Genomic DNA, 25,590 nt, shown 5'->3' with positions numbered 1-25,590 from the left:
GACCCCTGACAATTTCGGGCATGACGACGGACGGGTGCCTGATCTGCGCCAAGCACAGGGGCGAGGGACCGCTGGTCGGCCCGGTGGTGTGGGCCGACGATCTGGTGGTCGTGTCCCACCGGCCGAGCGGGGTGACCGGCTACCTCTTCGTCGAGACGCGCCGGCACGTTGCGGCTCTGGACGAGCTCACGGTCGCCGAGGTGGAGGCGGTCGCACGGGCGGCGCGGCTGGCGGCCATCGCGTTGCGGGCCGAGCTGGCTCCCGAGTTCGTCTTCTCGGCGATCGCGGGGCGGGGCGTGGCGCATTTCCACCAGCACGTGTTCGCGCGGCACCGTGGCACGCCGGCCGAGCTGCCGTGGACCGAGGTGGAGTGGCCGGGGGCGCCGACCGGTGATCCTGCTGAGCTCTGCGCCCGGCTTCGGGCCTACTTCTAGCGTCCTGAGTCGCCCGCACGCTTGCGTGGCGAGTTGGGTGTAGTTGGCGGCGATTCGATCAAGAGTTGGTAGTACTTGCAGACGCCCGGCGAGCTCACGGCTCAGGGCGCTAGCCCTCGGTGCGCAGGTACTCCAGCTGAGCCCGCACCGACCACTCCGCCGCCGGCCACAACACCCGATCAACGTCCGCGTAAACGACCTCGACAACCTGCCGAGGCGAAGCAGCCCCACCCAGCGACTCCACCGCCCGCCGAACCTGCTCCAGCCGCTGCGTCCGGTGCACGAGATAAGCCCGAGCAGCCTCACCGGCATCCGCGAGCTCCGGCCCGTGCCCAGGCAGCACAGCGGTGTCCGGCGGCAGATCAGCCAAAACCCGCAGAGACTCGAAGTAGTCGCCGAGCTTCCCGTCCGGATGCGCCACGATCGTCGTGCCGCGCCCGAGAACCGTGTCCCCGGTCAGCACGGCCTCCCCCGGAAGCACGAAGCAAAGCGAGTCACTGGTGTGACCAGGCGTGCCCAGCACACGCAGCTCCAGCCCGGCACTGGTGACAACGTCACCGTGCACCAGACCCTCAGAGCCGTAGGTGAAGGACGGGTCCAGCGCGCGCACCGGAGCGTTGACGAGCGAAGAAAGCTCGCGCGCGCCGTCGGAGTGGTCGGGATGACCGTGGGTCAGCAGGATCTCGGCGACCGGGCCGAACGAAGCGATCCGCTTCAGGTGCACAAGATCCAACGGCCCAGGGTCGACCACGACGAACGAGGAGGCGTCCGGGGCCTTCAGGAGCCACGTGTTGGTGCCGTCCAACGTCATCGGTGAGGGGTTGTCGGCCAGCAGCACGGCAGCGTGCGAGGTGACCTGACGCAGCTCGCCGTACAGAGGGTGGGACGCGCGGGCGCCGATCAGGGGCGAGCCGCTCACGAGAGGACCACCCGGATCACATCGCCGTCGCGGACGAGCTTGGGGATGATCTTTTCGACGCTCCGTTCGGCGGCCATCACGGCGGCCACTGTGCCGAGCGCGCCTACCTCGTCGAGGGTGCGCCAGGTGGGCGGCATGAGCATGCGGCGGCCCTCCTGTGCGTCCTCGATGGCGGCGGCGGGGGTTTGCCAGGCCGCGTCGGAGGCCTCGGTGGTCTCGCCGTCGGCGCGCTGGCCGGTGGGGAGGGCGGCTACGAAGAAGCGCGTGTCGTAGCGGCGGGGCTCGTCGTACGGGGTCACCCAGTTCGCCCACGGGCGGAGCAGGTCAGCGCGCAGAACCAGGCCTTCGCCAGCCAGGAACTGGGCCAGGGAGAGTTCACGATCCACGAGTTGCTGGCGGGCCGCGGCGAACGCCGAGGTGTCCTCGACCACCGAGGAGGGGTCGGGGCCGGCCAGGAGGACGCCGGACTCCTCGAAGGTCTCGCGCACGGCCGCGCACACGAAGGCGCGGGCCAGCGCGTCGTCGACGCCGAACGCGGCGGCCCACCACGACGGCGGCGGTCCGGCCCAGGCCACGGACGTGTCGGCGTCGCGCTGGTCCACTCCGCCGCCGGGGAACACGGTCATGCCGCCCGCGAAAGCCATGCCCTTCACGCGGCGCAGGAGGAAGGCTTCCAGGCCCGGAGCACCATCACGAAGCAGCACCACGGTGACGGCGTCGCGGGCCTCGGCTGGTTGAGTCACCGGCGAGGTGGGTACCAGGTTTCCCGGCAAGGTCATGTCCTCGGGCATTGTCCGAGCGTACGACCGGGCTCAGTCAAGGGTGGTGTGATGGCGACGAACGTCTCCGGCTGTCTGGTGAAGATGCTGGTGTTCCTGCTGGGCGTGGTGATGGGCACCGGCCTCACCGCGGTGGCGGGCGTGCTGCTGTTCATCCCCGACCGCACGACCGTGATCAGCGTCGACCCGACGTCCACGGCACCGGGCGTGTACGTCAAGAAGGTCGACCGGGTGGTCGGCGGCACCTACTACGAGATCTGGCTCGGCCCTTCGCCGGACCGCGGCCACGTCGTGACCGTCCCGGCCGGCTGGGAGCACGATCCGCAGCGGGAGACGACCGGCGACGGCATGCGGCTGAAGTTCGACAACGGGGGCGAGATCTTCGTCCCCAAGGCCAGTTACTCCTGAGGCAGGATGTGCGAGTGGACGAACAGCTGCGCGTAGGACTTGTCGGTGCGGGCCCGTGGGCGAACATGATCCACGCCCCCGGCATCGCGAACCACCCGGGAACCACGCTGACCGGCGTGTGGGCCCGACGGCCGGAGGCCGCGACGGAGCTCGCCAACGCGCACGGCGCCGAGCCGTTCGCGGACTACGCGGAGCTGCTGTCCACTGTGGACGCCGTGGCGTTCTGCGTGCCGCCCGGCGTGCAGGCGCCGATGGCGATCGAGGCCGCCAACGCGGGCAAGCACGTGATCCTGGAGAAGCCGATCGCGGAGTCGGCCGAGGTGGCGGAGAACCTCGTCGCGGCGGTCGAGGCCGCTGGCGTCGCGTCGCTGGTCGTGCTGACCCGCCGGTACGCCCCGGAGACCAAGGAGCTGCTGACCCAGCTGCACCGCACGGGCGGCTGGACAGGCGCCGACGGACGCTGGCTGACCGGTGCCCTGCTGGACGGCCCGTTCTCGGACTCCCAGTGGCGGCACGAGAGGGGCGCGCTGGACGACATCGGCCCGCACGCGTTCGACCTGCTCGACGCGGCACTGGGCGAGATCACCGACGTGATCGCGGCGAACGTGTCGGAAACCGGGCTGTGGCAGCTGATCCTGCAGCACGCGGGCGGCGCCACGAGCACGCTGTCGCTGACCCTGTCGTTGCCGCTGCAGCCGCCGTTCGCGGACTTCACCGTGTTCGGCACCAACGGCCACCGCACGCTGAACAGCCGCGACACGTCCGCGCTGGACTGCTTCACGAACCTGCTGGACGACTTCGTGGCCATGGTGCACAGCGGCACCACGGCTCACGACTGCGACGTGCGGCGTGGCCTGCACCTGCAGAGGATCATCGACCTCGCGAGGCGCAAAGCCGGGGCCTGAACTACGGGGTCGGGTGGCCGTTGTTCGTGGCCCCGAACGCGGACTGACGGGCAGAAGACCTGTCGATCTGCCAGCGACCGGTGTCAGTCGCCTTGGCACCGGTCTGCTCCCGCTGCGCCAGCTCCTCGTGCAGCTGCTGCAGCAACGCCCGCTCGCGCTCGGACAGGTTCGCGTCCACCGACGACGGCTCGTCCGGCGACTCGGCCAGCGCGGCCTGCAACGCCGCCAGCTCGTCCGCCTTCAGCTCCGTGGTCACCTCGGCCCGGTTGATCGGCATCGGCTCCGGCAGAGCCTCGATCTCCGGCTCGACCGGCGCCACGTGGATGCGCTTCACCGGCTTGGGCGGGAACGGCTGGGATCCTTCGAGTGTCGACGACGACGTTGAACGCGCGCGACGTGAGCCGGTCTCTTCCAAAGGCTCCGGCGCCGGTGTCGGCTCGGCCACCGGCGCCGGAGCGGGAACCTCTTCGGACTGGTCGAACCAGGCCGCCGTGGGCGACACCGACTCCCTGGCGGCCGCGACCGGTGCGGGAGCACCGGAGATCGGCACCTGGGTCGACGACGTCACCGCGGCGGCGTGGTACTCGCTGAGCTGCGTACCGGTGGTCAGCACCTCGACCGACGCGCGGACGCCGGCCTTGCGCAGCACAGAGTCGACCCGGTAGGCGGTCGCGGGCGCGAAGCCCTGCGGACCGATGTCCACCAGCACCACGCGCTGCGGCAGCGGACCGGGCGTCGAGCCGGCGGGTGAGGAACGCCAGACGCACCGCACCGAGCGGACGTCCGGGAGCACCGACACCGCGCGGGTCAGCGGCCCGATGAGGTCGGAGGCCGGGTCGGTCTCGGAGGTGAAGCGGTGGCGCACGAACGGCAGCATCTCGACGACCGGCAGCCGGTCGGTGAGGGAGCCGTCGGAACGCACCTCGTGCAGCAGCCACGTGATGGCCGCTCGCTCGTCCGGCAGCACCGGGATGCTGCCCGCGAGGAGCGTGCCGATCAGCATCTCTACCGCGCGGTCGAGCTCTCCGACCGCGAGGAACTCGCGTGCCTGCGACAGGGCGGCGTCGTCGACGCGCCCGGCCATCGACAGCAGGAGATCGTGGAGACGGACCGGTAGACCGACACCGTCGTTCGTCACGTCAACTCTCCTTAGCTGAGCACCAGGTGCTCCTCGGACTCGGCACCGGCACAGACCAGTTCCGAAGCCGCCAACGCCGCCCGGTGGTAGGGCGGCAGGTCCAGACCGGACGGCACGACCTCGACGCACGGATCGTGTTCGCCCAATGCCCGCAGAACGCGCTGCAACTCGCCGGTCAGCCGGGAGTGGCCGGTGGTGGCCGCCACCAGCAGAACGCGGTTGATCCCGGAGGGACCGATGCGCCAGCACGAGCGAACTTCACCGACCCCATGACGGCCTCGCAGCGTGGCACCGAGCACGACGGTCGCGGAATCCCCCATCGGCACCCGATCGGGTGATTCCGGGGAAAAGGTGTAGTCGGTGGGTGGCAGTTCGTCCAGCCCTTTGACCGAACTGACAGCACCCGGTTCCGCCCCGTAGGGCACGAGCGCGTCCTGCAAAAGGCGCAGTTCGTGATCGGTCAGAGGGATGCGCCCGTGCAGCAGGGTGCGCGGCAAAGACCGTGCTAGCACCGCATACGCGTCCGAGGCCGCCCAGTCCCGGTACCGCCACAGCAGTTCGTCCGGGAGGCGCCCGGCGAGCCGCAGCAGCAGTTCGTGGCACGTGTCCGACATGTCACACCCTTCCCCAGAACCCGGGATGAGAACCGGGAACTCAGACCTCGACGATCAGTTCGATCTCCACCGGCGCACCGATCGGCAGCTCCGCCACGCCCACGGCGGAGCGCGCGTGCTTGCCGGCGTCACCGAAGATCTCGCCGAGCAGCTCCGAGGCACCGTTCACGACACCGGGCTGGCCGGTGAAGCCCTCGGCGGAGGCCACAAAGCCGACAACTTTCACGACTCGCTTGATCGAGTCAATCCCCACGAGCGCGTGCACGGCGGCCAGCGCGTTGAGGATGCAGGTCGCGGAGTACTGCTTGGCCTCCTCCGGGGAGACCTCAGCGCCGACCTTGCCGGTGGCGGGGAGCTTGCCGTCGACGAACGGCAGCTGGCCGGAGGTGTAGACGTGCGAGCCCGTCTGGATCGCCGGCACGTACGCGGCGAGCGGCGCGGCGACGCCGGGCAGCTCGATGCCGAGCTCCTTCAGGCGCGTGGACCAGGTGCTCACGCCTTCACCCGCTTCAGGTACGCGACGTGCTGCTCACCGGTCGGATTCGTCAGCACGGTGACCAGCTCCCAGCCGTCCTCGCCCCACTGGTCGAGGATCTGCTTCGTGGCGTGGATCAACAACGGCACGGTCGCGTACTCCCACTTCGTCATGCTCGGAGCCTAACTTGCCACCCGATCGACCTCTGCGCGGTTCTCGCTGTTCGGGCTACCTTGATCACATGGAGACCTGGCGGATCGTCGCCACCAGCCTGTTCGGCGTGGGCGGGCTGGTGATGGTGCTCGTCGCCATGGCGCAGGTCCGGGACCGCAAGCACAGCCACCACGCGGACGTCGTGAAGGCCGGGCTGATCGGGCTCGTCGTGGTGGCCGTCATCACGGTCAGCATCGCGCTGTGGCTGCCCTCGGTCGTCGCGTGGGCGCTGGTCGCCGCAACCGCTATGGCCGTTTTCTTCCTCACCATGATGGATTGACCGACCAGTCCACACCCGGCCGGATTCACACATAGTCTGGACGGGTGACGTCGTGGACCGAGGAGCTGACCCGAGCCCGCCTGCACGTGGTCTCCGGCAAGGGCGGCACGGGGAAGACCACGGTCGCGGCCGCACTGGCGCTCGCTCTCGCCACCGGAGGCCGCCGGGTCCTGCTGATCGAGGTCGAGGGCAGGCAGGGCATCGCCCAGCTCTTCGACCACGCCCCGCTGCCCTACTCCGAGGAACGGATCGCGACCGCGCCTGGCGACGGTGAGGTGCACGCGCTGGCGATCGACGCCGAGGCGGCGCTGCTCGAGTACCTGGCGATGTTCTACAACCTCGGTTTCGCGGGCAGGACGCTGCGCAAGATGGGCGCGATCGAGTTCGCGACCACGCTCGCGCCCGGCCTGCGGGACGTGCTGCTGACCGGCAAGGTCAAGGAGTGCGTGAACCGCACCGGCAAGGACGGCCGCCACCTCTACGACGCGGTGGTGCTGGACGCGCCGCCGACCGGGCGCGTGGTCAAGTTCCTGGACGTCACCAAGGCCATGGCCGACCTCGCGAAGGTCGGGCCGATCAAGGGACAGAGCGACGGCGTGGTGCGGCTGCTGCACTCCGGCGACACGGCGGTCCACCTGGTGGCGCTGCTGGAGGAGATGCCGGTGCGCGAAACCCTGGACGCGGTCGCCGAGTTGGACGGCGCTGACCTGCGACCGGGTGCGGTGCTGGTCAACCGGGTCCATCCGGCCAGGCTGCCCGCCCGTTCGGTCACCGCCGCGGCAGGAGGCCGGGTGGACGCGGAACGGGTGCGCGCCGGGCTCGCCTCCGCCGGGCTCGACCTCGACGAGTTCACGGTCGAGGGCCTGGTCGACGAGACGGTCGAGCACGCGATCCGGGTGGAGTCGCAGCAGGAGGCGATGGAACTGCTCGGCCACTCGGACCTGCCGACGGTGGAGCTGCCCGAGCTGACGGACGGGGTGGACGTGGCCGCGCTGTACGAGCTGGCCGAGGTGCTGGTCGCGGCAGGTGTCCGGTGACCACCAGGCTCGACTTCGACCCGCTGCTGGACGATCTGGCGACGCGCGTGCTGGTGTGCTGCGGTTCCGGTGGCGTCGGCAAGACGACCACGGCGGCGGCGCTGGCGTTGCGCGCGGCGGAACGCGGCCGGCGCGTGGTCGTGCTGACGATCGACCCGGCGCGCCGGCTGGCCCAGTCGCTGGGCCTGCGCGAGCTCGACAACCATCCGCGTGAGGTCGTGGTCGAGGGCTTCGAGCCCAAGGGCGAGCTGTTCGCGATGATGCTGGACATGCGTCGCACGTTCGACGACATGGTGCTGACCCACGCGGGCCGCGACCGGGCCGACCAGATCCTGTCGAACCCCTTCTACCAGACCATTTCCTCGTCGTTCTCCGGCACGCAGGAGTACATGGCGATGGAGAAGCTGGGCCAGCTGGTGGCGCAGGACGAGTGGGACCTGATCATCGTCGACACGCCGCCGTCGCGGTCGGCGCTGGACTTCCTGGACGCGCCGCAGCGGCTCTCGACGGTGCTCGACGGCAAGTTCATCCGCATGCTCTCGGCGCCCGCGCGAGCGAGCGGCCGCGGGCTGCTCAAGATCGTCGGAACCGGTTTCAGTCTTTTCACCCGTGCTGTCTCGACGATCGTCGGTGGCCAGCTGTTGCAGGACGCCTCGACGTTCGTTCAGGCGTTCGACAGCATGTTCGGCGGATTCCGCGAACGGGCTCAGCGCACGTACGAGCTGCTCCGCTCACCGGGCACCGGATTCGTCGTGGTGGCGGCCGCGGAACCGGACGCGTTGCGCGAAGCGAGCTATTTCGTCGAGCGACTAAGCGCCGAGAAGATGCCGTTGTGCGGGCTCGTCGCGAACCGGACGCATCCGGTGATCGCGGCAGAGTTGCCCGCGGCGAAGGCGCTCGCCGCAGCGGAAGATCTGGACCGCTCCGGTGAGGCGCCGCTCGCCGCGGCAGTGCTCCGGCTGCACGCGGACCGGGTAGCAGTCGCGGATCGAGAGAAGCGACTGCTGGCCCGGTTCACCCGTGCTCACCCCGGCGTCGCGCTGGTCGGCGTGCCCGCGTTGCCCGCGGACGTGCACGACCTCGACGGTCTGCGGGAGATAGGCCGCCGACTCGCCGGGGAGTAGCCCTAGCCGACCCTGGAGTCCTCGAAGTGCTCCTGACGTGCGTTGTCGAGCAGTTCCAGCCACGACGTCACGTCAGGACGGCGACGCAGCAGAGCGCGGCGTTCGCGCTCGGTCATGCCACCCCAGACCCCGAACTCGATCCTGTTGTCCAGCGCTTCGGCCAGGCATTCCATGCGCACTGGACAACCCAGGCACACGAGCTTCGCCTTGCGCTGCTCCGCACCTCGGACGAAGAGCTGATCCGGCTCCTCATCACGGCACGAAGCGTTGATACGCCAATCCCCCTGGTTCATATCCCCCACTCCTCAGTGCTGTCCAAATGTGGAAATCCGCCACACCCCTGCCACGGATGCCGTAGCGTTCGAGCCACGGCTGCATTCCTTGGACGTTGACGGACTGTAGTGCCGTTCGGTTCCCCGTCCAAGCCTGGGTCACCCGACTGTTACCTGTCTTGCGTATCTCTACTCATGCTGAGTAACGGCCCTTACTGATCTCGATCACCCGTTCGTGTACGGCGTACGCTGACCCGCGTGCGAGTCAGGAATGGCGTGCTCAAGATGCTCGGCCTGTGCCTGCTGGCTGGGGTTCTCCTCGCCGGCATGCTGTTCCCGGTGGTGGGCGCGACAGGCCTGGTCTCCAACCGCGCCAGCGACACCGTGGACAGCATCTCCGCCGACCTCGTGACCACCGATCCACCGTTGATCACCACAGTGACCGACAAGGACGGGGCTCCGATCGCGTACCTGTACGACCAGTACAGAGTCCTGACACCGCCCGAGAAGATCTCGCCGACCATGAAGGCGGCGCTGATCTCGGTCGAGGACCGGCGGTTCTACGAGCACCAGGGCGTGGACTGGAAGGGCACCATCCGCGCCGGCCTGACGAACCAGGTCAGCGGCTCGGTGTCGCAGGGCGCGTCCACGCTGACCCAGCAGTACGTGAAGAACTACCTGGTCCACGTCGTGGCGCGGAACAACAAGCTGGAGCAGGCCAAGGCCCAGGAGCAGACCATCGCGCGCAAGATGCGCGAGGCCCGGATCTCCCTGCAGCTCGAGCGCAAGCTCGGCAAGGAGGAGATCCTCGCCAGGTACCTCAACGTCGTTCCTTTTGGTTCGACCATTTACGGCATCGCGGCGGCATCGCAGGCTTACTTCGGCACGACTCCGGACAAGTTGACGGTTCCTCAGGCCGCGATGCTCGCGGGAATGGTGAACAGTCCGTCAGCACTCGACCCCGAAGCGTATCCGGACAAAGCGCTGGAGCGTCGCAACAAAGTGATCGACAGGATGGTCGAGAACGACAAGCTGTCCCGTGACGCAGGTGAGGCGGCGAAGAAGGAAGGACTCGGACTCGCGACTCCCGTGCGCACCCCGCCGAACGGTTGTGTGGGCGCCGGTCCGGAAAACGGATTCTTCTGCTCGTACGTCGTGAACTACTTGCAGCGCGCGGGTTTCAGCGAAGAGCAGTTGCGCACCGGCGGCTACACCATTCAGACCACTTTGGACAGAGCGGTCACCTCGCAGGCGAAGGCCTCCGCCGAGGCGGGCGTCGGCAAGGGCACTGACGGAATTGCGAACACGATGGCCGTCGTGCGGCCCGGCAAGGACCGCCACGACGTGCTGGCGTTGGTCGCGAACCGCGACTACGGCCTGAAGGCGCAGCAGAACCAGACGACGTTCGACCTGCCCAGCGGCGTGGAGAACAAGTTCGGCGCCGGTTCCGTCTACAAGGTCTTCACGGCGGCGGCCGCGCTGGAGAAGGGCCTCGGCATCGAGAACGTCATCCCGACGCCGACGCACCACGTCTCGCGGGTCTTCAAGGGTGGCGCCCAGCGTTGCCCGAGCACCGGCGAACCGGGCACCCGCTGGTACTGCCTCTCGAACTTCGACGGCAGCTACCCGTCGTCGATGTCGCTCCAGCAGGCCCTGCAGACCTCGCCGAACACCGGCTTCGTGATCCTGGAAGAGCAGACCGGCATGGACGCCGTCGTCGACATGGCCTCGCGGCTCGGCATGCGCGAGACGATGGCGACGAACCTGCAGGGCACGCGCCCGGACCCGAAAGCCAAGGACAAGCAGAACCGGATCTCGCAGACCGAGTTCTACAAGCAGAACGGCGGCAACGCGTCGTTCACCCTCTCGCCCGCGCCGGTGTCCACACTGGAACTCGCGAACGTCGCCGCCACCATCGTGTCCGGCGGCAAGTGGTGCCCGCCGACGCCGATCGCGAAGGTGCTGGACCGCAACCTCAAGGCCGTGCCGCTGAACGAGGCGCCGTGCGAGCAGGTCGTCGCCGAGGGCCTGGCGAACGGCCTGGCCGCCGGCATGAGCAAGGACGACCAGGGCAACGGCACCGCCGCGGCCCCCGCCCGCCAGTTCAAGTGGACCCGCCCGATGATCGGCAAGACGGGCACCACCGAGGAGTACAAGTCGGCGGCGTTCATCGGCGCGACCCCGGATCTGGCCGGCGCCGTGCAGACGTTCAACGACGGCATCACGCCCCGGCCGATCTGCGTGGGCGGCGCACCCCGCCTGTGCGGCGGCGGCAACATCTTCGGCGGCACCATCCCGGCCCGCACCTGGTTCGACACGATGACGAAGCTGCACACGGGGTTGCCGGTGAAGCAGCTGGCACCGGTCGAGCCGCGCTATCTCAAGGGCGGCCGGGAGATCCAGATCCCGGACGTCGTCGGCCGTCAGATCAACGACGCGGTGCGGATCCTGGAGAACGCGGGCTACAAGGTGAGCCAGCAGACGATCAACTCCGACCAGCCGAAGGGGACGGTCGTGAGCCAGTCGCCGCGCGGGAACGCGTTGCGCGGCACGATCGTCACGCTGTCGGTGAGCTCGGGGTACGTGCCGCCACCGGTGCCGACGGAGCCGACGAACGGCAATCCCGATCCGGGGAATCCCGGCAACCCGGGCAACCCGGGCAATCCCGGGGAGCCGCCGCCGATCACCCTCCCGACGGAACCCGTGCCACGCAGGTAGACCTCAGCGACGTTCGCCCAGCATCTCCTTGAGACGCTGGGCGTTCGTGTCTATGTGTGCCCGGATCTCCGCAACGGCCCGGTCGCGGTCGCCCTCCTTGATCGCGTTCAGGATGACCTCGTGCTCGGCGACGACCTGCTCGGGCGTCTCCGACTTCGACAGCACCGTGAGGAAGAAGCGCAGTTCCTTGGTCATCTCGGCGTAGAACGCGTCGAGCCGTGAGCTGTCGAGCAGCGCCACGATCGCCTGGTGGAACGCGAGGTCGCGGTCGACGATCTTGCCCGTGTCACCAGTCTCCGCGGCCTCGACGAGCTCACCGAACGCCGCGGTGATCGCCTCGAGCTGCCCGGGGCGCGGGGTGCGGGCGGCCGCGGCCGTCTCCAGCCGTTCGCGCGCGGTGTAGAGGGCCTCGACGTTCTCCGGCGTGGGCGCGATGACGACGGCGCCGCGGTTGACCTCGTAGCGGACGAGACCGGTGAGCTCCAGGATGCGGACGGCCTCGCGGATCGTGTTGCGCGCGACGCCCAACTCAGCGGCAATGGCGCTCTCGCGAAGGCGGTCACCAGGCCCGAAGGCGCCGGCCATGATCCGTTCCGACAGGCCGTCTGCCAGCTGCTGGGCAGTAGTGGTGCGGCGCACTTCGAGGCCGTCGAGGGCTGACATGACGCCTAGTTTAACCAGTTGCCCTACAGTTGAACTGTACTACAGTTTGTTCTCATGGACCTGACCAAGTTCCAGGCGCTCAGCTTCGACTGCTACGGCACGCTCATCGACTGGGAGGCCGGTATCGCCGCGGTGCTCTCGCCGTGGGCGCACGAACAGGGGCTCTCGCTCAGCCCTGAGGAACTGCTGCTCACCTACGGCGACCACGAAGCCGCCGTGGAGGCTTCAACGCCGTCCGCGTTGTACCCGGAGGTGCTCGCCACGGCGTTCCGCCGAACCGGCGACGTGCTGGGGGTTCCGGTGAGCGACGACTGGGCGCGCCGGCTCGGTTCGTCGGTGCCGGACTGGCCGGCGTTCCCCGACTCCGCGGACGCACTGGCCCGCCTGGCCGCGCGCTACAAGTTGATCATTCTGTCCAATGTGCACCGCGCCGGGTTCGCGGGCAGCAACAGGCACCTGCGCGGGGAGTTCGCCGCGATCATCACGGCGGAGGACGTCGGCGCGTACAAGCCGGCCGAGAACCACTTCCGCGCGCTGGACAAGACGCTCGGCGAGCTCGGCGTGGATCGCTCCGGCCTGCTGCACGTGGCGCAGAGCCTGTTCCACGACCACGTGCCGGCCAAACGGGAGGGCCTGCCGTCGGTGTGGATCAACCGGCGCAGCGACCGGCCGGGATGGGGCGCGACACCGCAGCCGTCCGGTGACTTCAGCTACGACCTGGAGTTCGCCTCGATGGGCGAGTTCGCGGACGCGGTCGAGCGGGCGTTCTGATTTCCGAACCCGCGACCTCGCGGTGAGGTCGCGGGTTCCGTTCGTCAGCTGGTGAGCTTGGCCTTGACCGCGCCGGCGACACGACCGCCCTCGGCGCGCCCGGCGACCTCGGCGTTGACGGCCTTCATGACGAGACCCATCTGCTTCGGCCCCGGCGTCTCCCCGAGCTGCGCGGCGACAGCGGCCACCGCGGCGTCCACAATGGACGCCAGCTCCGCGTCGTCGAGCTGGGCGGGCAGGTAGGCCTCCAGCACGGCGAGCTCCTTGCGCTCCAGCTCCGCCTGCTCGGTGCGACCCGCGCCGGCGAACGCCTCGGCAGCCTCCTTGCGCTTCTTCGCCTCGCGCGTGAGGACCTTCACGACCTCCTCGTCGGAGAGCTCCCTGGCAACCTTGCCGGAGACCTCCTCGGTCGTGACCGCCGTGAGAGCCATGCGCAGCGCGCCGGCCGTGACGTTCTCCCTGGCCTTCATAGCCACAGTCAGGTCGTTCTTCAGCCGCGTCTTCAACTCCGCCATGACCGGGAACGGTACCGCCCTCCGGATGCCGCGCCGATCGAGTTAACCGCCTTCCGTACCCTTGACACGTGAACAAGCTCGGCCGCGCCCTCCTCGCCACGACCGTTCTCGGCACCGCGACCATCGCGTACGCGGCGGGAATCGAGAGAAGGCACTGGACCCTGCGCACAGCGACGGTGCCGGTCCTGTCCCCCGGCGCCAAGCCGATCCGGGTGCTGCACATCTCGGACCTGCACATGACCCCGAACCAGGTGTCGAAGCAGCGCTGGGTGGCCGCGCTGGCCGACCTGAACCCCGACCTGGTCGTGAACACCGGCGACAACCTCGCGCACAAGGACGCCGTCCCCGGCGTGCTGCGCGCGCTCGGCCCGTTGCTGGACAAGCCGGGCCTGTTCGTCTTCGGCAGCAACGACTACTACGCGCCGCGCCTCAAGAACCCGGTGCGCTACCTGCTGCCGTCGTCCAAGACGAAGCGCATCCACGGCGTGACGCTGCCGTGGCGCGACCTGCGCGCCGGCATGATCGAGCGCGGCTGGGAGGACCTGACCCACGTCCGGAAGTCGATCGTCGTGAACGGCCAGACGATCTTCGCGGCCGGCGTCGACGACCCGCACCTGAAGCGCGACCGCTACCACGACATCGCGGGCGCCCCAGACCCTCATGCCGTGCTGCGCCTGGGTGTCACGCACTCGCCGGAGCCGCGGGTCCTCGACCCGTTCGCCGCCGACGGCTACGACTTCCTGATGGCCGGCCACACCCACGGCGGCCAGCTGCGCGTGCCGTTCTACGGCGCCCTCGTGACGAACTGCGAACTGGACCGCTCACGGGCGCGCGGGGTGTCGCGGTGGGGCTCGCACATGTGGATGAACGTGTCCGCGGGCATGGGCACTTCGCCGTACGCGCCGGTGCGGTTCTGCTGCCCGCCGGAGGCTTCGCTGCTGACTCTGGTTCCTCGGCCCGTTACGCCTGGTCAGGGGCGAAGTGAGGGGGTCCGATTCGGAGCTGGGGCGGACATGATGTAGAGTTCAACTCGTTCGAACCGGGGTGTGGCGCAGTTTGGTAGCGTGCTTCGTTCGGGACGAAGAGGTCGCAGGTTCAAATCCTGTCACCCCGATTTAAATAGTTATAGATCAGCCCCTGTCCACAGTTGATGTGGACAGGGGCTGATTTGCGTTTCGGGCCGTTCTGAGAAAAGCAAGTGATCTCCCAGCAAGCCTTCCGCATCTCATTTGGAAGCGCTTCCACAGGTTATCTCCAGGTAGAGCATGTCACTCGCCACAAACCTTGACAGGAGACTGTAAGCGCTTGCAGTCTCGTGTGGAGGGTGGCCACCAGGGCGACCTGCGGCAAGGCCGATTCGTCAGCCATGGCGCATGGATGGAGAGCGGAAAAGATGCAGATCAAAGGTAATCGGAAGTCTGGCCGAATCAGCAGGCGAGCCGTCACCGGTGCCATCGCAGCGGTGGTCGCCCTGGCCTCGGCCACGATCGGGACCGGTGTCGCCAACGCCGCCAGGACTCGGGTGAACTGCGACAACGGCAGCTACTTCATGATCACCTACGCCAACGGAAATTCCCGGTGTTACGCCGAGACCAGCCTGGAATTCAGCAGCCTCGTACGACTCGACCTCATGCTGGGAGCAGTCAGCAACTTCAATGTCCACGCCTTCTTCAACGGCGGCGCGTGCGCGAGCCTTCAGGTAGATGTTCGCGGATTGAAAGATCGACAGTCCTTCCGGGCGGGTAGCCCGATGAAGGGGACCATTCACAACGGCACATGGTCTCCGGGGGCGACGTCCGGCCCCCCTTCGGGAATGATCGGCGGCTGGAACGGGAATTTCAATTGCAGGTGGTTGTAGCCGCGTAAGGCTGCGATGGTCAGCGGCAACGCCGCCGGCCCTCCTGAGGGTGATCAAACGTCCCGCCCGGAGCAGGGTCCAACGTCTCCGCCTGCTCCGGGAAAGGGCATCGATTCACGCGTACGAGCCACTCGATCGAGTGAGGAAGCTCGACACGGGCAGCCCAGAAGGCCACCGTGTCTGTATGCACGCTGCGCCACCGTTCCACACCAAACAATCCGGAACTGTCACGTCGCGTTAACCCGTACGAGTGACGGTTGAAGTTTCAACTCACGGTACGTAACGGCTTCCATGATCGTTGCGACACAACGGGCGGTTCGTTTGGCCCTCGTTGAAAAGTCGGGAGATACGTTCTGATGAACTCCGCCGCCATCTTCAAGGGAGTCCATAGGTCCTGGATCGTCATAGCGGCCAAGACCATTGTGGTGTTGCAGTCGCTGGGGATCGTTTACCTGCTCACCTCTGTTTGGGTGACGGTCGCGGTGGCGGCCGTGTTCGTACTGGTGATGACGGCGATCAGGACGTTGTCGCGGGCCTCGCGGCAGATCGACCGGATCTTCGAAGAAGAGCTCGGCTGACGAATACGATCGGCGCCATGATGACCCGTGTGTCCGAGGCGCTGGTGAAACCGGGGCGGGAGCAGGAGTTCGTCGAACGGGTGCGGGCGCTGGTCGCGACCTTTCCCTCCACTTATGCCGGGTTGCTCGGCCATGAGGTGCTCGTCGACCTGGATGATCCCGGCCGCGTTCAGTACGTGAGCCGGTGGCGGGACGAGCAGGCGCTCGTGGAGTACGCGGGCCCGAATTGGCGGACCGACCCGGTGACGTTTCCGGACGAGGACGAGTTCCTGCAGCGGCCGCTCGTGCTGAGGCACTTCGTCAGTTGAAGAAGCCGCGCGGGGGCAGGCCTTCCGGGAAGCGTTCCAAGGCGTCGCCGGCGGCCAGGGCCAGCGACTCCAGCAGCTCGGTCTCGGCCGGGGTCGCGGTGTGCGGAACGGCCCAGTAGCAGCCGATCGCGCCGATCGGGTCCGGGCGCAGGATCGGGGCCATCAGCAGGCTTCGCACGAAGGTCGGGCGGTAGGCCTCCTGGGGAATCCGCGCGTCGACGCGGATGTCGCGGATGGCCACGGTCTGGCGGTGCAGCATGGCCCAGCCGCTGATGCAGTTCACGGCGGGGAAACGCTGGCCCTTCCACAGGGGGCTCATCGAGTCCTCGTCGGCGTAATAGCAGAGGTCACCGTCTAGCAGCACCAACGTCGCACCGTGTGCCGACAGCGACGCTCGGGCCGTGGTGCGCACGACCTGTTGCACTTCCTCCAAGGTGGCGGCCTCTGCCAGGCGCTCCCTCGTGTCGGACATGCATCAACGTTAACTCTTGCCCGGCTCAGCACCTAGGTATTCCGGCGCGGGTGAAATCTGCTTCAGCGTGAACGCGGTGAAAGTAGGGCCGTGCTCGCGCAGGTGCACCAGGCGTTCCTCCGCCTCCGCCACCGACGGTCGATGGCCGGCTGGCACCCACCAGAGCGCGGTCATGGCCTCGGCCGGGTGGTGGAACCACTGGCGGCGGCCGCGCAGGATGGCCCTGTGGGCGTCGCCGTAGACGTAGTCCAGCAATGCCTTCGGTGATTCCCAGACTGACATGTTCACGATCAGCCAGTCGTCGTCGAAGACCCGGATCGCGGTGGCGTCGCCCTCCTCGCCCTGCAACCGCCAGCGGAAGCCGGGGGCGGCGTCCGCGACCGCGTTCACCGGGTCCAGGGCGTCGACGAACTCCTTGAGCTGCGGGCTGTCCAGCGGCGTCAGCAAGCGCGAGATGTTGACCTGGGCCAGTTCCGCGGTCATCGGCGGTTCCTCGGCACGTGTCCCTGTGCGAGCGAGAGCTGGTGCTTCGCCACGATCCACCGCTTCACGGCCGGCCGGGTCGCGAGGAACAGGCTGAACGCGCAGACGCAGATCAACGCGCCGACGCCCAGTGATGGGATGAGCTCGGCCGCGCCGTGGCGGAGTGAGCGGACCAGCATCACGCCGAGCAGGACGATCGTGATGCCACCGGAGATCTGCGATGCCGTGGTGTTCGGGAAGTACGGGTGGTTGATCGACAGCGCGCCCAGCGCGTTGAACGCACCGAACAGCGTGATCAGGGCTGCCAGGATGATGCCGACGACCAGGGTGCCCTCGGACATCAGGAAGCTCACGATCACGAACGCCGCGATGCCGAAGATGCCCGCGGCGAGCACCCAGTTCAGGAGCGCGAGGATCGTCAGCTGCGACGGCTTCGGCGGCAACCAGCCGGGAGGCTGGTGGTACATCGGCGGCGCCTGCTGCGCGTAGAACTGCGGCGGCGGTGCATATCCGGGCTGTGGATGCGGACGTGGAGCCTGGAACGGCGGCCGCTGAGGTGGCGGCGGCCCTCCCCACTGTGGTGGTTGTGTCATCTCGAATCCCCCTAGGACCTCAGCTGACTCTAGTGTTGAGACGTGACGACGCACCCCGCTCCCAACGTTCCGGACCAGCTTTTCGAAGATCCGGTTGCCGAGACCCGGTGGCGTGAGCGGTTCACCGCTCCCCGGATGAGCCTGCCCGGCTGGGCCGACGACGCACCGGACCGCACCCTGTACGTCTCCAACGCCAGTGGCGTCTGGGAGATCTACTCCTGGGACCGCGCGACGAACGAGCACCGCAAGGTCACGGACCGGCCGAACGGCACCTCGCACGCCACGCTGAACCCGGACGGCACCGAGATCTGGTGGTTCGACGACCACGACGGTGACGAGTTCGGCGTGTGGGTGCGCGAGCCGTTCCTGGCCGACGGCAGCAAGGCCGAGCCCGCGGTCGAGGGCGTCACGGCCGGCTACCCCGCCGGGCTGGAGATCGGCAGGAACGTCGTCGCGGTCGCCGCTTCGACCGACGACGGCACCACGGTCTGGTTGTCGCGCAACGGACAGACCGAGGTGCTCTACCAGCACGTCAACGACGCCGGCGTCACCGCGATGTCCAAGGACGAGTCGATCGTCGTGATCGCGCACTCCGAGCACGGCGACAACCGGCACATGGCGCTGCGGGCGCTCGACGCCGGTAGCGGCGAGACCAAGGCCGAGAAGTGGGACGGCAAGGGCAGGGGCCTCGACGCCATCTCGTTCAGCCCGGTCCGCGGTGACCAGCGGCTGCTCGTGCTGCACGAACGGCGCGGCCGCGAGGAGCTGCTGATCTGGGACGTCGCCGCCGACACCGAGCAGGAGATCGTCCTCGACCTGCCGGGCGAGGTCGCCGCCGACTGGTACCCGGACGCGACCGCGCTGCTGATCGTGCACACCCACCACGCCCGCAACACGGTGCACCGCTACGACCTCGCGACCGGCGAACTGTCCACTCTGGACACCGCGCCCGGCGTGATCGGCTCCGCGGGCGTGCGGCCGGACGGCACGATCGAGTACTCGTGGTCGTCCGCCGAGAGGTCCACGGTGATCCGCGCGCTGACCACCGACGGCACCGAGAGCGTGCTGGTCGAGCCGCAGGGTGCGAAGCCCGCGACCTCGGCGAAGCTCGAGGACGTCTTCGTCGGCGAGGTGCACGCGCTGGTCGCGAAGCCCGAGGGCGAAGGCCCGTTCCCGACCGTCTTCCTCATTCACGGCGGTCCGCACTCCTCCGACGAGGACCGCTTCTCGGCGTACCGCGCGGTCTGGCTGGACGCCGGGTTCGCGACCGTGCACGTGAACTACCGCGGCTCCAGCGGCTACGGCTCGAAGTGGCGCGACGCCATCGAGGGCAGGCCGGGTCTCGTCGAGCTGGAGGACATCGCCGCCGTGCACGACTGGGCGGTCGAGTCCGGGCTCACCGACCCTGCCAAGTCGGTCCTGAACGGCGCTTCGTGGGGCGGCTACCTGACCCTGCTCGGCATCGGCACCCAGCCGGAACGCTGGGCCGTCGGCGTCGCGGGCGTCCCGGTGGCCGACTACCTCGCCGCCTACGAGGACGAGATGGAGCCGCTGCGGGCGTTCGACCGGGCGCTGTTCGGTGGCTCGCCGGAGGAGCTGCCGGAGCTCTACAAGAAGTGCTCGCCGCTCACGTACGTCGACCAGGTGACCGCGCCGGTGCTGGTGCTCGCGGGCGAGAACGACCCGCGCTGCCCGATCCGGCAGATCGACAACTACCTGGACGCGCTCGCGGCCCGCGGCCACACCCACGAGATGTACCGCTACGACGCGGGCCACGGCTCGCTGGTCGTCGCCGAGACCATGCGGCAGACGGCTGCCGAAGTGGACTTCGCACGGCGGCACCTCGCGAAGTAACCTGGTGACGGCGCTGCCGAGCGCCTCACCTCCTGATCGGTCACCCACGCTGACCGGCGTCGCGGAGGCAAAGGGGACTCCTGTCCTCCCGGCGCCGGTCAGTCGTGTGCAGGAACGCAGCCCGGACGAGCAGAGCAAGGCGTGGGGAACGGCTCCGGCGCGTCCGCGAGAGGCACGTCATGACCGAGCAGAAATCGTTCAAGCGCCTGGTTCGCGCCCGGATGGAGCGCACCGGCGAGTCCTACACCACCGCACGCCGGCACGTGCTGAAGGACGCCCGCCCGACCGGGCAGATGCACGACTCCTGGCTGCTGCGGGAGATGCTCGACGACGAGTGGTCCGAGGCGATGCTGGCCGGGCTCGCCGGCGGCATCGGGTTCATGTACTTCGTCTTCGAGTACAAGGGCCACACGCCCACGATGACCATCGTCGCGCGGCACCACCCCGCACCGTTCATCCCGACCGCGCTGATGCACGCGAACATCGCCCACGACGTCACGTCCACGACGTCCGCGCGCAAGGCGGAGGCCCAGCTCAGGAATGCCGACGGTCCGGTGATCTGCTTGCTGGGCAAGGAAAAGCATCCGGTCGGTGTGCTCGGCGTCGACGACGACGCGGTCACCGTGCACAACCACGGCACGAACGTCCAGCCACTCGCCGAGTTCATGACGAACTGGGGCCAGGGCAAGCACGAGATGATCAGCATCGGCGAACGGACGGGTGAGCCGGACGTCGAAGCCGCCGTGCGGATGACGTGCGAGCACCTCACGGGTCCGGTGCTGGGCAACAACTTCGACGTGAACTTCGGCTTCTCCGGCATGCGCAAGCTCGCGGAGCAGTTGCGCGACAAGGGGAAGAAGGGCTGGACGCAGCGCTGGGCCGACGACCCCGGTTTCGTGAAGCAGCGCCTGCACGAGTGCCTGGAAACGCAGTACACGGCATCGGGCGCGACCCGGCCGCTGTACGCCGACTTCCTCGACGAGGCAGGGCTGCCCGGCGCACACGAGTTCCGGCAGTCCGGCGAGCTCTGGTCGCAGATCGCGCGCGGCGGTGACTACGCCGAACTGGCCGACAAAGTCGACGAGGCCCGCTCCATCGAGGAACGGGCCGTCCGTCAACTCATGCTCTAGGCGGCCTGGGCCTGCCACATCCAGTGGGCCTGCTCCAGCTGCTGGGTGATGCCGATGAGCAGGTCCTGGGTGACGAGGTCCGGCTTGTCGGTCTCGTCGATGCGGGAACGCATGCGGGAGATCAGTGACGCCAGCGAGGACGTGATCGCCGTGACGACCTGCTCCTCCTTCAGCCAGCCGCTCTCGACCCCTGTCACGCCGGACGACGCGGCGATGGTCTTCGCCATGCCGTTCGGCGTGACACCGAGAGCGGCCGCTCGCTCGGCGACCTGGTCGGCGGCGTTGCGGGCCGCGACGACCAGTTCGTCGAGCTGGAGGTGGACGCTGCGGAAGTTCTTGCCGATCACGTTCCAGTGCGCCTGTTTCCCGATCAGGGACAGGTCGACGAGGTCGACGAGTGTTGCCTGCAGCACCGCTCCGACAGCATCACGGTCAGCGTCGGGGAGCGGGCTGGTGATCGGGTTCCTGGCCATGGTTGAACGCGCCTCCTCAGACGGTGGCGGTGATCGCCACCTCGATGTTGCCGCGCGTCGCGTTCGAGTACGGGCAGACCTGGTGGGCCTGCTCGACGAGCTTGTCCGCGATCGCCTTGTCCATGCCGGGGATGTGCACGGCGAGCTCGACGGACAACTGGAAGCCGCCGGTCCCGTTCGGGCCGATCCCCACCTTGGCGGTTACCTCGGACGAGGGGAGCTGAATCTTCCCGGCGCGCGCGACGGCGGCGAGGGCGGAGTTGAAGCAGGCCGCGTAACCGGCTGCGAACAGCTGCTCGGGGTTGGTCGCGTCGCCGCCGGGGCCGCCCATCTCCTTCGGGATCGACAGAACCTCGTCGATCACACCGTCGGAGGACCGGACCTCGCCGTTGCGCCCTTCGCCGTAAGCAGTCGCCTCAGCCGTGTACAGCGTGCTCATTTTCCGCTCTCCCTCGAGTCAGTGGTTTCTTGTTACCCACTGGTTCGAACGGATCGCGCACGACTTATCTGCCCGATCGTGATTCAGTTCACGTCGGAATGTGCGCCTGCCGCAGCGCGAACTCGACGACCTGGCGGCCGATCACCCGCAGGTTGCGGTCGACGTCGGCGTCCGAGCAGGCGCCGTCGCCGTCGAACTTGACCTGCGCGGAGTTGATCGCGGAACCCAGCGGCGTCGGCCAGCCGCGCAGCGCGTGGACGATCGACCGGACCGCCGCGAGCGTGTTCACCGCGGCCTGCCAGCCGTACGCGGCCGTGATGGTGCCCACGGCCCGTCCGTCGAGGTACGGGCGCTCGTCCTCGCGCAGGTCCTCGATGTAGTCGAGGGCGTTCTTCACCAGACCGGACACGGTGCCGTGGTAGCCGGGCGACACGACGATCACGCCGTCGGCCCTGCGCAGGTCCTCGACCATCTTCCTGGCGATGTCCGTGCGTTCCGGCACCGACGGGTCGTAGAACGGAAGCACCAGATCAGGGCCGCTGTACTGGATTGTCTCCGCACCGAGCTCGCGTGCGCCCTCCAGAGCCACCCGCAGCGCCCGCTCGGACTGCGAGTCGGACCTGATCGAGCCCCCGATGCCCACCACCGTCACCGTCATAGCAACGATCCTTCCACCTCCAGATACCTGGAGATCCAGCACTACTCGCGAGTAACCTGCAACACATGTCGAACTTCCAGGCCGGCGTACTGGCCGGCGCTCTGCGCTTCGCATTCGGTCTGCCCGGCCCTGTGCGCCGCCTCATCGCCGGTACGCCCATCCGCCTGGACGGCCAGGACCTGCACCCCGAAGCGCAGCTGCTGCTGAGACTGCAGCAGCTGTCCGGGACGGATTGGCGCACGAAGTCAGCTTCCGAGAGCCGACTAGACCTGGAGTTGAGTTCGAAACTCGTCTCCGGCCCGAAGATCACCGGGGTCGGCGCGCGGGAGCTCACGATCGGTGAGTTCGCCGGCCGCCTCTACACCCCGCACGGCCTGGCTGAGGGCTCGCCGTTGTTGATCTTCTACCACGGTGGCGGCTGGGTCACCGGTGGTCTGGAGACCCACGACAACCTGTGCCGGTTCCTCGCGCGGGAGGCCGGGGTGCGGGTGCTGGCCGCCGACTACCGGCTCGCGCCCGAGCACCCGTTCCCGGCGGCGGCCGACGACGCGGCCGAGGTGCTGCGGTACGCCGTCGCCAAGGCGGAGGACCTGGGCATCGACCCGGCGCGGATCGCGCTGGGCGGTGACAGCGCAGGCGGCAACCTGGCCGCGGTGACCGCGCACAGCGCCGAGATCGGCCTCGCGTTCCTGCTGCTCTTCTACCCCGGCGTGGACGCCTCGGTGCGCCGGCGGTCGCGCGAGATCTTCGGCAACGGGTTCTTCCTGACCGACGAGAAGATGGACTGGTTCCTCGACCAGTACACCGAGGGTGGCCGCGACCGGCACGACCCGCGCCTGTCGATCATGCTCGCCGAGGACCTCTCGAACCTGCCGCCCACCTACATCGCGACCGCGGGCTACGACCCGTTGCGCGACGAGGGCGAGGCCTTCGCGGAACGCCTGGCCGCCGAGGGCGTGCCGGTCGTGCTGCGCAGGCACGAGGGCCTGTTCCACGGCTTCGCGAACGTGCTCGGCGTCGGCGGGATCTTCCGCGAGGCCGTGTCCGAGGCCGTGGGCGCGCTCCGGACCGGCTTCGCGCTGGCGAACTCCGCTCAGGACGTGGCCGACACCGCCTGACCCTGGCGGGAGAACACCCAGCCGAGGCCGGCGATCACCAGTCCGGCCAGACCGGCGACGGCGAAGCCGAGCGGGGGTCCGCTGTGGTCAACGGCGACCCCCGCGAGCGGCTGACCGGCCGCGACGCCGAACGTGAAGGCCGAGCCCTGCAGGCCCAGCGCCAGTCCCCGCGCGGTGGCGGGCGCGTGCTTGCTGATCAGCTCGGTCGATGCGGCGATGGTCGGCGCGCACAGGAGGTTCATCGGGACGAGCGCGATGGCCAGCAACGCCACACTGCCGTCGCCGAGGCCGACCGGGATCTCGAGCAGCGCCATGACCGCCAGCAGCACGACACCGCCCGGCACGCGTTTGAGGCTGCCGTAGACGAGCCCGCCGACGGCCGACGCGGCGCACATCACCACGAAGACCAAGCCGAGCCAGCCCTGCATCCCCGCGCGCTCCAGGCTGGCGATCGACGCGATCTCCATGCCCGACAACGTCACCGTGGCGCCGAACGGGATGATCAACGCCGCGATCACCGGCCCGCGCAACCACTCCCTCACCTTGGGTTGAGGACCGTCGACGACCTCGTCCTCGTGCACCAGCACGGGGTTCACCACGAAGAGCACCGCGCTGGCCACCAGGATCGCGACGCCGATCGCGATGAGCGCCGTGCCGGTGGAGAACCTGGTCGCGATCAGCACGCCCGCCGCCGGTCCGACCATGAACGACAGCTCGACCGAGATCGAGTCCAGCGAGAACGCCGGACGCCGGTGCGGCTCGGGGACGAGCGCGGTGAGCGCCTGCCTGCCGATCGACATCATCGGCACCGCCACCAGCCCGTTGGCGAACGCGAGCACGAGCAGCACGTAGTAGTCCATCAGCGGCGCCGTGACCCAGAAGGCGCCTTCGAGCACGCTGAGCACCAGCACGAACCGCAGGCCCCTGCTGTCGACCAGCTTGCCCATCAGCGGGGACCCGAGGCCGAGACCGACCATGGTCGCGAAGCCGACCGAGCCCGCCGCCGCGTACCCCTTGTCGAGCGTGGTGACGACGTGCAGCGTCACCGTGACGCCCGCCGCGGTCGGCGGAATCCTGGCGAACAGCATCAGCAGCATCAGGGGACGTACCCCCGGCAGCGCCAGGACCGATTTGAACGGGGCGAGGTTCACGGTGCCATCGTGACCTGGCTGGCAACGGGTTTACGTTGCCGGGCGAGCACCCACGCGACGACCGCCACCAGCAGCCCGACCACGCCGACGATCGCGAACCCGGCCGGGGCGCCACCGCGGTCGATCGCGACACCGGCGATCGGCGCGCCGATCGCGTTGCCGACGGTGAACGCCGACCCCTGCAGGCCGATCGCGAGGCCACGGGCGGTGGGCGGCGCGAGCCTGCTGATGTGCTCACCGGAGGCCGCGATCAACGGCGCGCACATGATGTTCATCGGGAGAAGGAGCAGGCACAGCAGGAGCACGTTGCCGTCACCCAGGCCCACCGGGATCTCGAAGGCGGCCATGAGCACCAGCAACACCAGCACGCTGGGCGCCTTCTTCACGCCGCCGTAGACCAGGCCGCCCAGGATCGACGCCGCGCACATCGCGAAGAACACCACACCGAGCCAGCTCTGCTTGCCGATGTGCTCGAGCGACGCGATCGCCGAGACCTCCATGCCCGCGAGGCACACGGTCGCGCCGACGCACACCACCAGCACGCCGACGAGCCGGCCGCGCAGCCACTCGGCCACGCGCGGCTTCGGCCCGTCGACGACCTCGTCCTCGTGCACCATCGGCGGGTTCGCCCAGTACAGCAGCGCTCCGGCCACCAGGGTCGAGACGCCGATGAACGCGAGCGCCGCGTTCGTGGAGAACTGGGTCGCGACGAACACGCCTAGCGCGGGCCCGCCCATGAACGACAGCTCGACGGAGATCGAGTCGACGGACAACGCGACGCGGCGCTGGCCCTCCGGCACGAGCGCGGTGATGACCTGCCTGCCGATCGACATCATCGGCACGCCGAGCAGGCCGACCAGGAACGAGGTGAACAGCAGCGTCCAGTAGCCCATCAACGGCGCGGTGAGCCAGAAGGCCGCCGACGCCGTGACGCTGACCGCCAGCATCAGCCGCAGGCCGCGTTCGTCGACCAGCTTGCCCATCAGCGGGGCACCCAGCCCCATGCCGATGGTGCCCACCGCCCCCACCAACCCCGCAGCGCCGTAGCCCTTGTCGAGCGTGACCGCGACGTGCAGCGTCAGGATCACGCCGGTCGCGGCCGGAGGCATCCTCGCGAAGAACATCAGCAACGCCAGGGGACGGACCCTGGGCAGCATCAGGACGTGCTTGAAGGGGGCGAGGTTCACACCGCCATCCTCACTCGGATGGC

The 25,590-nt window shown here is 68.7% G+C and carries 32 protein-coding genes and 1 tRNA gene; 16 read left to right on the top strand and 17 right to left on the bottom strand.

The genetic code is table 11. The features are described from left to right. Positions 1-20: 20 nt before the first annotated feature. A complete protein-coding gene (locus ACIA8G_RS36040; protein WP_396423220.1) occupies positions 21-434 on the top strand; it encodes an HIT family protein in 414 nt (137 codons plus the stop codon). Between the two features lie 109 nt (positions 435-543). Here the strand turns inward: ACIA8G_RS36040 and ACIA8G_RS36035 are convergent, their stop codons facing one another. Beyond that, positions 544-1,353: an MBL fold metallo-hydrolase gene (locus ACIA8G_RS36035; RefSeq protein ID WP_396423219.1), complete on the bottom strand. Its 810-nt coding sequence runs from the start codon at positions 1,351-1,353 to the stop codon at positions 544-546. Further along, positions 1,350-2,144 (bottom strand): NUDIX hydrolase, encoded by a 795-nt coding sequence (locus ACIA8G_RS36030; protein ID WP_396423218.1) that lies wholly within the window; start codon positions 2,142-2,144, stop codon positions 1,350-1,352. The genes ACIA8G_RS36035 and ACIA8G_RS36030 overlap by 4 nt, the downstream gene beginning before the upstream one ends. A 39-nt stretch (positions 2,145-2,183) precedes the next feature. On the opposite strand from ACIA8G_RS36030, the gene ACIA8G_RS36025 reads away from it, so the two are divergent. Then, positions 2,184-2,540, top strand: coding sequence for a hypothetical protein (locus tag ACIA8G_RS36025; RefSeq protein ID WP_396423217.1), 357 nt, complete (start codon positions 2,184-2,186; stop codon positions 2,538-2,540). A gap of 14 nt (positions 2,541-2,554) precedes the next feature. After that, positions 2,555-3,445 carry a Gfo/Idh/MocA family protein gene (locus ACIA8G_RS36020; RefSeq protein WP_396423216.1) on the top strand — a complete coding sequence of 297 codons (891 nt, stop codon included), beginning with the start codon at positions 2,555-2,557 and terminating at the stop codon, positions 3,443-3,445. A 1-nt stretch (position 3,446) separates the two neighbouring features. Here the strand turns inward: ACIA8G_RS36020 and ACIA8G_RS36015 are convergent, their stop codons facing one another. Genes ACIA8G_RS36015 through ACIA8G_RS36000 form a run of 4 tightly spaced genes read right to left on the bottom strand, consistent with a single transcriptional unit; the run spans position 3,447 to position 5,845 of the window. Further along, entirely contained in the window at positions 3,447-4,583 is a 1,137-nt protein-coding gene (locus ACIA8G_RS36015) for a hypothetical protein (protein ID WP_396423215.1), read from the bottom strand. Positions 4,584-4,594: 11 nt separating this feature from the next. Then, the gene (locus ACIA8G_RS36010) at positions 4,595-5,197 is read right to left on the bottom strand and encodes a hypothetical protein (RefSeq protein WP_396423214.1); all 603 of its coding nucleotides are present in this window, start codon (positions 5,195-5,197) and stop codon (positions 4,595-4,597) included. A 40-nt stretch (positions 5,198-5,237) separates the two neighbouring features. Continuing rightward, complete coding sequence (locus ACIA8G_RS36005; protein WP_396423213.1) at positions 5,238-5,693, bottom strand: RidA family protein; 456 nt, start codon at positions 5,691-5,693, stop codon at positions 5,238-5,240. Further along, positions 5,690-5,845 carry a DUF4177 domain-containing protein gene (locus ACIA8G_RS36000; RefSeq protein ID WP_086668176.1) on the bottom strand — a complete coding sequence of 52 codons (156 nt, stop codon included), beginning with the start codon at positions 5,843-5,845 and terminating at the stop codon, positions 5,690-5,692. Before ACIA8G_RS36000 ends, ACIA8G_RS36005 begins: the two co-directional genes overlap by 4 nt. A 68-nt stretch (positions 5,846-5,913) precedes the next feature. Between ACIA8G_RS36000 and ACIA8G_RS35995 the strand changes: the two genes are divergently transcribed. From ACIA8G_RS35995 to ACIA8G_RS35985, 3 genes are read left to right on the top strand one after another with little or no spacing between them, the layout of a single operon-like run. Then, positions 5,914-6,165, top strand: a complete 252-nt coding sequence (locus ACIA8G_RS35995) for a hypothetical protein (RefSeq protein WP_396423212.1) — start codon at positions 5,914-5,916, stop codon at positions 6,163-6,165. A gap of 44 nt (positions 6,166-6,209) precedes the next feature. Further along, a complete protein-coding gene (locus ACIA8G_RS35990) occupies positions 6,210-7,202 on the top strand; it encodes an ArsA-related P-loop ATPase (RefSeq protein WP_396423211.1) in 993 nt (330 codons plus the stop codon). Further along, a complete protein-coding gene (locus ACIA8G_RS35985; protein ID WP_396423210.1) occupies positions 7,199-8,326 on the top strand; it encodes an ArsA family ATPase in 1,128 nt (375 codons plus the stop codon). Before ACIA8G_RS35990 ends, ACIA8G_RS35985 begins: the two co-directional genes overlap by 4 nt. 2 nt (positions 8,327-8,328) lie before the next feature. Here ACIA8G_RS35985 and ACIA8G_RS35980 read toward each other — a convergent pair whose 3' ends face one another. Beyond that, the gene (locus tag ACIA8G_RS35980) at positions 8,329-8,619 is read right to left on the bottom strand and encodes a WhiB family transcriptional regulator (protein WP_396423209.1); all 291 of its coding nucleotides are present in this window, start codon (positions 8,617-8,619) and stop codon (positions 8,329-8,331) included. Between the two features lie 237 nt (positions 8,620-8,856). Here ACIA8G_RS35980 and ACIA8G_RS35975 point away from each other — a divergent pair, with 237 nt between their 5' ends. Beyond that, positions 8,857-11,316, top strand: coding sequence for a penicillin-binding protein (locus tag ACIA8G_RS35975; RefSeq protein ID WP_396423208.1), 2,460 nt, complete (start codon positions 8,857-8,859; stop codon positions 11,314-11,316). A gap of 3 nt (positions 11,317-11,319) precedes the next feature. Here ACIA8G_RS35975 and ACIA8G_RS35970 read toward each other — a convergent pair whose 3' ends face one another. Continuing rightward, positions 11,320-11,979 carry a GntR family transcriptional regulator gene (locus tag ACIA8G_RS35970; protein WP_396423207.1) on the bottom strand — a complete coding sequence of 220 codons (660 nt, stop codon included), beginning with the start codon at positions 11,977-11,979 and terminating at the stop codon, positions 11,320-11,322. Positions 11,980-12,033: 54 nt separating this feature from the next. On the opposite strand from ACIA8G_RS35970, the gene ACIA8G_RS35965 reads away from it, so the two are divergent. Further along, positions 12,034-12,750, top strand: coding sequence for an HAD-IA family hydrolase (locus tag ACIA8G_RS35965; protein WP_396423206.1), 717 nt, complete (start codon positions 12,034-12,036; stop codon positions 12,748-12,750). 44 nt (positions 12,751-12,794) lie between these two features. Here ACIA8G_RS35965 and ACIA8G_RS35960 read toward each other — a convergent pair whose 3' ends face one another. Continuing rightward, the gene (locus ACIA8G_RS35960) at positions 12,795-13,265 is read right to left on the bottom strand and encodes a GatB/YqeY domain-containing protein (RefSeq protein WP_396423205.1); all 471 of its coding nucleotides are present in this window, start codon (positions 13,263-13,265) and stop codon (positions 12,795-12,797) included. Positions 13,266-13,333: 68 nt separating this feature from the next. Between ACIA8G_RS35960 and ACIA8G_RS35955 the strand changes: the two genes are divergently transcribed. From ACIA8G_RS35955 to ACIA8G_RS35935, 5 genes are all read left to right on the top strand, one after another. Beyond that, a complete protein-coding gene (locus tag ACIA8G_RS35955) occupies positions 13,334-14,287 on the top strand; it encodes a metallophosphoesterase (protein WP_396423204.1) in 954 nt (317 codons plus the stop codon). Positions 14,288-14,305: 18 nt separating this feature from the next. Continuing rightward, positions 14,306-14,379: transfer RNA gene (locus ACIA8G_RS35950), tRNA-Pro, on the top strand. 210 nt (positions 14,380-14,589) lie between these two features. Further along, a complete protein-coding gene (locus ACIA8G_RS35945) occupies positions 14,590-15,123 on the top strand; it encodes a hypothetical protein (RefSeq protein ID WP_396423203.1) in 534 nt (177 codons plus the stop codon). Between the two features lie 356 nt (positions 15,124-15,479). After that, positions 15,480-15,701, top strand: coding sequence for a hypothetical protein (locus ACIA8G_RS35940; RefSeq protein ID WP_396423202.1), 222 nt, complete (start codon positions 15,480-15,482; stop codon positions 15,699-15,701). Positions 15,702-15,718: 17 nt separating this feature from the next. After that, on the top strand, positions 15,719-16,009 hold the full coding sequence (locus tag ACIA8G_RS35935) for an antibiotic biosynthesis monooxygenase family protein (RefSeq protein WP_396423201.1): 291 nt from the start codon (positions 15,719-15,721) through the stop codon (positions 16,007-16,009). Here ACIA8G_RS35935 and ACIA8G_RS35930 read toward each other — a convergent pair. The 3 genes from ACIA8G_RS35930 to ACIA8G_RS35920 are packed head-to-tail and all read right to left on the bottom strand — an operon-like array spanning position 16,002 to position 17,557. Further along, a complete protein-coding gene (locus ACIA8G_RS35930) occupies positions 16,002-16,481 on the bottom strand; it encodes a GAF domain-containing protein (RefSeq protein WP_396423200.1) in 480 nt (159 codons plus the stop codon). The genes ACIA8G_RS35935 and ACIA8G_RS35930 overlap by 8 nt on opposite strands. Before the next feature lie 9 nt (positions 16,482-16,490). Next, positions 16,491-16,964: a DUF3291 domain-containing protein gene (locus tag ACIA8G_RS35925; RefSeq protein WP_396423199.1), complete on the bottom strand. Its 474-nt coding sequence runs from the start codon at positions 16,962-16,964 to the stop codon at positions 16,491-16,493. Next, positions 16,961-17,557: a hypothetical protein gene (locus ACIA8G_RS35920; protein ID WP_396423198.1), complete on the bottom strand. Its 597-nt coding sequence runs from the start codon at positions 17,555-17,557 to the stop codon at positions 16,961-16,963. The genes ACIA8G_RS35925 and ACIA8G_RS35920 overlap by 4 nt, the downstream gene beginning before the upstream one ends. 42 nt (positions 17,558-17,599) lie before the next feature. Between ACIA8G_RS35920 and ACIA8G_RS35915 the strand changes: the two genes are divergently transcribed. Beyond that, on the top strand, positions 17,600-19,411 hold the full coding sequence (locus tag ACIA8G_RS35915) for a prolyl oligopeptidase family serine peptidase (protein ID WP_396423197.1): 1,812 nt from the start codon (positions 17,600-17,602) through the stop codon (positions 19,409-19,411). A 179-nt stretch (positions 19,412-19,590) separates the two neighbouring features. Further along, entirely contained in the window at positions 19,591-20,541 is a 951-nt protein-coding gene (locus ACIA8G_RS35910; protein ID WP_396423196.1) for a DUF4872 domain-containing protein, read from the top strand. On the opposite strand, the gene ACIA8G_RS35905 is transcribed toward ACIA8G_RS35910, so the two are convergent. The 3 genes from ACIA8G_RS35905 to ACIA8G_RS35895 all read right to left on the bottom strand — a co-directional run bounded on the left by ACIA8G_RS35905 (position 20,538) and on the right by ACIA8G_RS35895 (position 22,111). Next, positions 20,538-21,014, bottom strand: a complete 477-nt coding sequence (locus tag ACIA8G_RS35905) for a Dps family protein (RefSeq protein WP_396423195.1) — start codon at positions 21,012-21,014, stop codon at positions 20,538-20,540. The genes ACIA8G_RS35910 and ACIA8G_RS35905 overlap by 4 nt on opposite strands. A 16-nt stretch (positions 21,015-21,030) precedes the next feature. Further along, complete coding sequence (locus ACIA8G_RS35900; protein WP_396423194.1) at positions 21,031-21,453, bottom strand: organic hydroperoxide resistance protein; 423 nt, start codon at positions 21,451-21,453, stop codon at positions 21,031-21,033. 88 nt (positions 21,454-21,541) lie between these two features. Next, positions 21,542-22,111, bottom strand: a complete 570-nt coding sequence (locus ACIA8G_RS35895) for an NADPH-dependent FMN reductase (protein WP_396423193.1) — start codon at positions 22,109-22,111, stop codon at positions 21,542-21,544. A gap of 65 nt (positions 22,112-22,176) precedes the next feature. Between ACIA8G_RS35895 and ACIA8G_RS35890 the strand changes: the two genes are divergently transcribed. Beyond that, entirely contained in the window at positions 22,177-23,229 is a 1,053-nt protein-coding gene (locus ACIA8G_RS35890) for an alpha/beta hydrolase (protein WP_396423192.1), read from the top strand. On the opposite strand, the gene ACIA8G_RS35885 is transcribed toward ACIA8G_RS35890, so the two are convergent. Then, entirely contained in the window at positions 23,205-24,380 is a 1,176-nt protein-coding gene (locus tag ACIA8G_RS35885) for an MFS transporter (RefSeq protein ID WP_396423191.1), read from the bottom strand. The genes ACIA8G_RS35890 and ACIA8G_RS35885 overlap by 25 nt on opposite strands. Then, positions 24,377-25,567: an MFS transporter gene (locus ACIA8G_RS35880; RefSeq protein ID WP_396423190.1), complete on the bottom strand. Its 1,191-nt coding sequence runs from the start codon at positions 25,565-25,567 to the stop codon at positions 24,377-24,379. The genes ACIA8G_RS35885 and ACIA8G_RS35880 overlap by 4 nt, the downstream gene beginning before the upstream one ends. Between the last annotated feature and the right edge of the window lie 23 nt (positions 25,568-25,590).

This window comes from Lentzea sp. NPDC051213, assembly GCF_044455585.1.
Lineage (GTDB): Bacteria > Actinomycetota > Actinomycetes > Mycobacteriales > Pseudonocardiaceae > Lentzea.
This window is presented reverse-complemented; position numbering and strand designations above follow the sequence as displayed.

Excerpts from the sequence above, each read along its gene's own strand:
- ACIA8G_RS36040 (WP_396423220.1), top strand. The coding sequence starts at position 21 with ATGACGACGGACGGGTGCCTGATCTGCGCCAAGCACAGGGGCGAGGGA.
- ACIA8G_RS36030 (WP_396423218.1), bottom strand. The coding sequence starts at position 2,144 with ATGCCCGAGGACATGACCTTGCCGGGAAACCTGGTACCCACCTCGCCG.
- ACIA8G_RS36025 (WP_396423217.1), top strand. The coding sequence starts at position 2,184 with ATGGCGACGAACGTCTCCGGCTGTCTGGTGAAGATGCTGGTGTTCCTG.
- ACIA8G_RS36010 (WP_396423214.1), bottom strand. The coding sequence starts at position 5,197 with ATGTCGGACACGTGCCACGAACTGCTGCTGCGGCTCGCCGGGCGCCTC.
- ACIA8G_RS36000 (WP_086668176.1), bottom strand. The coding sequence starts at position 5,845 with ATGACGAAGTGGGAGTACGCGACCGTGCCGTTGTTGATCCACGCCACG.
- ACIA8G_RS35995 (WP_396423212.1), top strand. The coding sequence starts at position 5,914 with ATGGAGACCTGGCGGATCGTCGCCACCAGCCTGTTCGGCGTGGGCGGG.
- ACIA8G_RS35980 (WP_396423209.1), bottom strand. The coding sequence starts at position 8,619 with ATGAACCAGGGGGATTGGCGTATCAACGCTTCGTGCCGTGATGAGGAG.
- ACIA8G_RS35970 (WP_396423207.1), bottom strand. The coding sequence starts at position 11,979 with ATGTCAGCCCTCGACGGCCTCGAAGTGCGCCGCACCACTACTGCCCAG.
- ACIA8G_RS35965 (WP_396423206.1), top strand. The coding sequence starts at position 12,034 with ATGGACCTGACCAAGTTCCAGGCGCTCAGCTTCGACTGCTACGGCACG.
- ACIA8G_RS35960 (WP_396423205.1), bottom strand. The coding sequence starts at position 13,265 with ATGGCGGAGTTGAAGACGCGGCTGAAGAACGACCTGACTGTGGCTATG.
- ACIA8G_RS35940 (WP_396423202.1), top strand. The coding sequence starts at position 15,480 with ATGAACTCCGCCGCCATCTTCAAGGGAGTCCATAGGTCCTGGATCGTC.
- ACIA8G_RS35935 (WP_396423201.1), top strand. The coding sequence starts at position 15,719 with ATGATGACCCGTGTGTCCGAGGCGCTGGTGAAACCGGGGCGGGAGCAG.
- ACIA8G_RS35930 (WP_396423200.1), bottom strand. The coding sequence starts at position 16,481 with ATGTCCGACACGAGGGAGCGCCTGGCAGAGGCCGCCACCTTGGAGGAA.
- ACIA8G_RS35925 (WP_396423199.1), bottom strand. The coding sequence starts at position 16,964 with ATGACCGCGGAACTGGCCCAGGTCAACATCTCGCGCTTGCTGACGCCG.
- ACIA8G_RS35920 (WP_396423198.1), bottom strand. The coding sequence starts at position 17,557 with ATGACACAACCACCACAGTGGGGAGGGCCGCCGCCACCTCAGCGGCCG.
- ACIA8G_RS35910 (WP_396423196.1), top strand. The coding sequence starts at position 19,591 with ATGACCGAGCAGAAATCGTTCAAGCGCCTGGTTCGCGCCCGGATGGAG.
- ACIA8G_RS35905 (WP_396423195.1), bottom strand. The coding sequence starts at position 21,014 with ATGGCCAGGAACCCGATCACCAGCCCGCTCCCCGACGCTGACCGTGAT.
- ACIA8G_RS35900 (WP_396423194.1), bottom strand. The coding sequence starts at position 21,453 with ATGAGCACGCTGTACACGGCTGAGGCGACTGCTTACGGCGAAGGGCGC.
- ACIA8G_RS35895 (WP_396423193.1), bottom strand. The coding sequence starts at position 22,111 with ATGACGGTGACGGTGGTGGGCATCGGGGGCTCGATCAGGTCCGACTCG.
- ACIA8G_RS35890 (WP_396423192.1), top strand. The coding sequence starts at position 22,177 with ATGTCGAACTTCCAGGCCGGCGTACTGGCCGGCGCTCTGCGCTTCGCA.